1 protein-coding gene is annotated in these 562 nt (G+C 66.7%); it reads left to right on the forward strand.

The features are described 5' to 3' along the window. Positions 1 to 133: 133 nt before the first annotated feature. Positions 134 to 562: DNA topoisomerase (locus EOD15_RS35255; RefSeq protein WP_148129851.1), on the forward strand; the 429-nt coding region annotated here is incomplete at its 3' end.

A 562-nucleotide genomic window follows, 5' to 3' on the forward strand; every position in this document is an offset into this window, starting at 1 on the left:
GATGCAACCTATGCGACCCGCAAGGTGCAGCTGCGCGCCGTGGACGGCCAGCCGGTGAACGGCAAGGTGCCGGAATTCGAGGCTAAGGGCCGGGTGCTGGTCGATCGCGGCTGGCGGGTGATTTACGCGGGCGATGCGAAGGACGAAGGAGGGCGAAAGCGACGCCGAGGCCGAGCTGTCCAATCCGATTCCGGTGCTGGCCGTCGGCGCCGAAGTGGTGGCCGAGACAGGCCGGAGGTTGGACAAGAAAACCGAGCCGCCGAAGCGGTACACCGAGGCGGGGCTGGTGAAGAAGCTGGAAGCCCTCGGGATCGGCCGACCGTCCACCTATGCGTCGATCATCGGCAACATCCAGGCGCGCAGTTACGTCGTGCTGGGCGGTCCGAAGGGCAAGCACCTGGTTCCGACGAAAACCGGCGAAGCGTTGGTGAACGCAGTGCGCGGCAAGTGCCGCTTCGCGGACTACGATTTCACGGCCGCGATCGAGGACGAGCTCGACCAGGTGGCAACCGGGAACCGGCCTGCCTCTGCTGTTGTCGGCACGGCCTGGCGGCAGCTGGAG

The organism is Mesorhizobium sp. M7A.T.Ca.US.000.02.2.1, assembly GCF_003996995.1.
GTDB lineage: Bacteria > Pseudomonadota > Alphaproteobacteria > Rhizobiales > Rhizobiaceae > Mesorhizobium.